This is a genomic window from Acinetobacter sp. YH16051 (genome assembly GCF_013417135.1).
In the GTDB taxonomy this organism is placed as follows: Bacteria; Pseudomonadota; Gammaproteobacteria; order Pseudomonadales; family Moraxellaceae; genus Acinetobacter; species Acinetobacter towneri.
In genome coordinates this window covers 1-3,239 of sequence record NZ_VPEN01000063.1, presented here as the reverse complement: position 1 = coordinate 3,239, position 3,239 = coordinate 1, and the positions used below count along the sequence as shown (strand labels likewise).

Sequence of the window (3,239 nt, the reverse complement as noted above, 5' to 3'; positions counted from 1 at the left end):
GATCCATGAGGAGTTCATGCTGATAGTTATATCAATCAATTTGGCGTACACCGCAATACAGCCTATCAAGCTCTAAAAGAGGCTTGTAAAGATCTTTTTGCACGTCAGTTTAGTTATCAAGAAAAAAAGGCTAATGGGAATATCAGAAATGTTATGAGTCGCTGGGTTTCTCAGATTGCTTATAACGACAATGAAGCGACTGTAGACCTAATATTTGCTCCAGCTGTCGTTCCATTCATCACCAGGTTAGAAGAGCAATTTACGAAATATGAACTACAACAAGTCAGTAGCCTTAGTAGTGCTTATGCTATTCGTTTATATGAGCTTCTAATTCAATGGCGAAGTGCTGGTAAAACACCAATTATAGAGCTACAAGAGTTCAGAAAAAAATTAGGTGTTCTTGATAATGAATATTTACGGATGGCTCACTTAAAAGAACGTGTGCTAGAACTTTCAATTAAGCAGATAAATGAACATACAGATATTTGTGTAAAGTATGAGCAGCATAAACGGGGGCGCTCAATATCTGGTTTTTCGTTTAACTTTAAACAGAAAAAAAAGGACTCTCCACCTCTAGTAGATAGAGATCCTAATACTTTAGATTTCTTTACAAAGATGACTGATGCACAACGCCATATGTTTGCAACTAAACTTTCTGAACTTCGTGAAATGGGTCGTTATTCCCAGGGAACTGAAAGCTATCCGCAATTTGCTGTTCGTATTGCTGAGATGCTGCAAGACCCTGACCGAATAAAAGAACTATACCCATACCTAAAAAAAGTGGGATATATGCCATCAAATAAAAAGGACACCGTAAATGGCTAAGTTATCACTAAGTGAAGTATCTAAAAAATTTCATGTGGATAGATCAACCATTTACAGAGCTGTACGTAATGGACGTTTATCACGCTCCAGTGATGGACAATTCGATCTAGCAGAGGTCATACGATGCTTTGGAGAACCTGAGCAAACATCTCAAAAAATTGAATCATCTAAGCAAGAAGGTGATGAATCTACAAAAAAACTTATTGCCCATTTAGAAAATGAAGTCAAAAAATACCAAGAACGTGAAGAACGGTTAATGCAACAAATTGACCGTATGCAAACACTCATTGAGCTGAAAAGTGTTGCACCTGCCACAGCAGCACCACAACAAGATGCTACGGCATGCGACACCGATATGCCACAGCATGCGACAACACAACAAGACAATGATAATAAAAAGAATAATGAATTAAATATTGCAGAAAATGTGGCAGTGCCACAGCAAGAAACTACGGCATACCACACCCAAACGCTACAGCATGCCACGTTGCAAAATGTGGCAGTGCCACAACACAAAAAACGTGGCTTATTTGGCCGTGTGCTGAATGCTGTTTTTGATAATGACTGAGCAATCTAGGGAGAGAGATCATGCCGAAACTGAAAGACATTGCCCTGGGCATTATTGTGGCTCCGCTGCTGATCCCGATCATGCTGATTGCATCGTACCAGGATAAAAAGGCACTGAAGAAAGAGCTGGATGAACGCCAAAAAGAAAAAGACCAGGCATCCTGATTATTCAATTGAGCTAATCAAAAGTGTGGAACATTGCTTACTTATTAAGCGTGGAACGTGAAAAATCATGAAAAAGCCGTTCCAGTGCGCTGAACCCTAGAACGGCTTTGACTAAGCTATTGATGCTTATAGGAAAATTTCAAGCATTTCGTATAACGTGTATTATGTTAATTTTAGGAGATCTATACAATTCTGTACTTTTTCACAATCATAGAAAAAGCAAATAAAATACTTACCCAAAATAAATAATCAATAAAAAAATTGAGAAAAACAAATTGATCCATGCCGATGAAAATAAATAAAGGATTGATACTTATACTTCCGACTGGAGAGGTTTCACCATCTATAAGGAACTGTAGAGGAAATCCCCCAGCTATGACTTCAACTTTTTCAAGCTTATCTACAACTATGCGAGCAACTAATATATTTTTTTGATAAAGCAAAGATACGTAGGTCAAAATAATTGCTAAGAAATTAAAATATAAAAATTTTTTCATAATTTTATCTCATATATCTATTAATTTTAACAATTTTTAATCAGAGCCTTTTGGAATAATTTGCTTTAATTTCTCTATTATTATTTTATCAAAAAATTCCTTTAATATGAAAAGATTAGAATTTATTTTATTAAGTTTACTTGCAGCCTGTAGTCCAGTTACAGAAAAAATTGAATCAAATATAGTTGTTCCACGTATTCAATATACGGGGGGAGCAGATAATGCAAGTTATAGTGAGGCTAAGCTTATTAGGGAAGGTAAATGCCTATACCTAGAACATGCTGATGGATCTAAAGTTCTGCCAATTTTTGCTACAAAAACTCTAGATTGGGATATGGAAACTAAGAGCCTAAAAGTAGATTCGGATACTTATTTTTTAGGTGATAAAGCAGCATATGGAGGCGGAGAATCCTATCCTCTAGAAAAAAATAATTATTCTTGGATAACTGAAGTAGATCCTAGCTGTGATACCTCAAAAGTTATAGTTATTAGTCGACTCATAAGACCAATTGAACAGAACTACCAAAATGAAGAATAGCCTATTTTACTGTCTTGCATTAGTTTTAATTATAGGATGCCAACCATTAGAAAAGAATGGATATATTTCTATTAAAAATTGGACCAATGCCCCAATCACAGATCTTAAAATAACTTATATCAGTGCTCAAAAAACTTATAGCTTAGGTACTCTTTATCCTTATTCGGAATATAAATACGCCATCAACTATGAGCAGCATAATGAGGATTCAATAATCTTTTCATATGTAGATAAAAGTCATAAAAAGATTAATCAAGAAGTAGCTACATATGCAGCCAAATATGATAGGAGAATTTATGAAATAATTATTCAATAGAATATAAATTTATATAGAAATTACAATTACTAATTGAACGAAAGAGCTTCTATTTGAAGTTTCAAAAACTGGAGTTTTCCACCAATCTAACCTCCATTTAACATAATGGTGGTTATACGCAATACAATTGTATATTAATATAAATATCAATAACTTGAAAATTTTAATCTGATTACAAAAAGCACAAAAATCGGCTTTTGTAATAAGTTGGTGAGTTTTTAAGCAAATCTGTAACATTTTGCCAAGAAATTTGATCAATAAATGATCAATTTGGCAATCAGTGCCCATTTCATGCGGATCCAGGTTCCAAAACTATCCCCAATTGCTGGGG

At 34.7% G+C, this 3,239-nt stretch carries 5 protein-coding genes and 1 pseudogene; 5 read left to right on the top strand and 1 reads right to left on the bottom strand.

The genetic code is table 11. From position 1 onward, the window contains the following. Nucleotides 1–12: 12 nt before the first annotated feature. From repM to FTV41_RS14050, 3 genes and pseudogenes are all read left to right on the top strand, one after another. A pseudogene (gene repM / locus FTV41_RS14060) lies at nt 13–825 on the top strand (replication initiation protein RepM); the annotation flags it as partial. Continuing rightward, nucleotides 818–1,393 (top strand): plasmid replication DNA-binding protein, encoded by a 576-nt coding sequence (locus FTV41_RS14055; RefSeq protein ID WP_179996713.1) that lies wholly within the window; start codon nt 818–820, stop codon nt 1,391–1,393. The pseudogene repM and the gene FTV41_RS14055, both read left to right, overlap by 8 nt. Nucleotides 1,394–1,413: 20 nt before the next feature. After that, entirely contained in the window at nt 1,414–1,557 is a 144-nt protein-coding gene (locus FTV41_RS14050) for a hypothetical protein (RefSeq protein WP_001125247.1), read from the top strand. Between the two features lie 182 nt (nt 1,558–1,739). On the opposite strand, the gene FTV41_RS14045 is transcribed toward FTV41_RS14050, so the two are convergent. Next, nucleotides 1,740–2,054: a hypothetical protein gene (locus tag FTV41_RS14045; protein WP_179996712.1), complete on the bottom strand. Its 315-nt coding sequence runs from the start codon at nt 2,052–2,054 to the stop codon at nt 1,740–1,742. Between the two features lie 106 nt (nt 2,055–2,160). Between FTV41_RS14045 and FTV41_RS14040 the strand changes: the two genes are divergently transcribed. Beyond that, entirely contained in the window at nt 2,161–2,592 is a 432-nt protein-coding gene (locus tag FTV41_RS14040; RefSeq protein WP_005108844.1) for a hypothetical protein, read from the top strand. Further along, nucleotides 2,582–2,908, top strand: a complete 327-nt coding sequence (locus FTV41_RS14035) for a hypothetical protein (RefSeq protein ID WP_005108845.1) — start codon at nt 2,582–2,584, stop codon at nt 2,906–2,908. Before FTV41_RS14040 ends, FTV41_RS14035 begins: the two co-directional genes overlap by 11 nt. Nucleotides 2,909–3,239 lie beyond the last annotated feature (331 nt).

Bases quoted from the DNA above. Each gene is read 5' to 3' on its own strand.
- FTV41_RS14055 (WP_179996713.1), top strand. From the start codon at position 818: ATGGCTAAGTTATCACTAAGTGAAGTATCTAAAAAATTTCATGTGGAT.
- FTV41_RS14050 (WP_001125247.1), top strand. From the start codon at position 1,414: ATGCCGAAACTGAAAGACATTGCCCTGGGCATTATTGTGGCTCCGCTG.
- FTV41_RS14045 (WP_179996712.1), bottom strand. From the start codon at position 2,054: ATGAAAAAATTTTTATATTTTAATTTCTTAGCAATTATTTTGACCTAC.
- FTV41_RS14040 (WP_005108844.1), top strand. From the start codon at position 2,161: ATGAAAAGATTAGAATTTATTTTATTAAGTTTACTTGCAGCCTGTAGT.
- FTV41_RS14035 (WP_005108845.1), top strand. From the start codon at position 2,582: ATGAAGAATAGCCTATTTTACTGTCTTGCATTAGTTTTAATTATAGGA.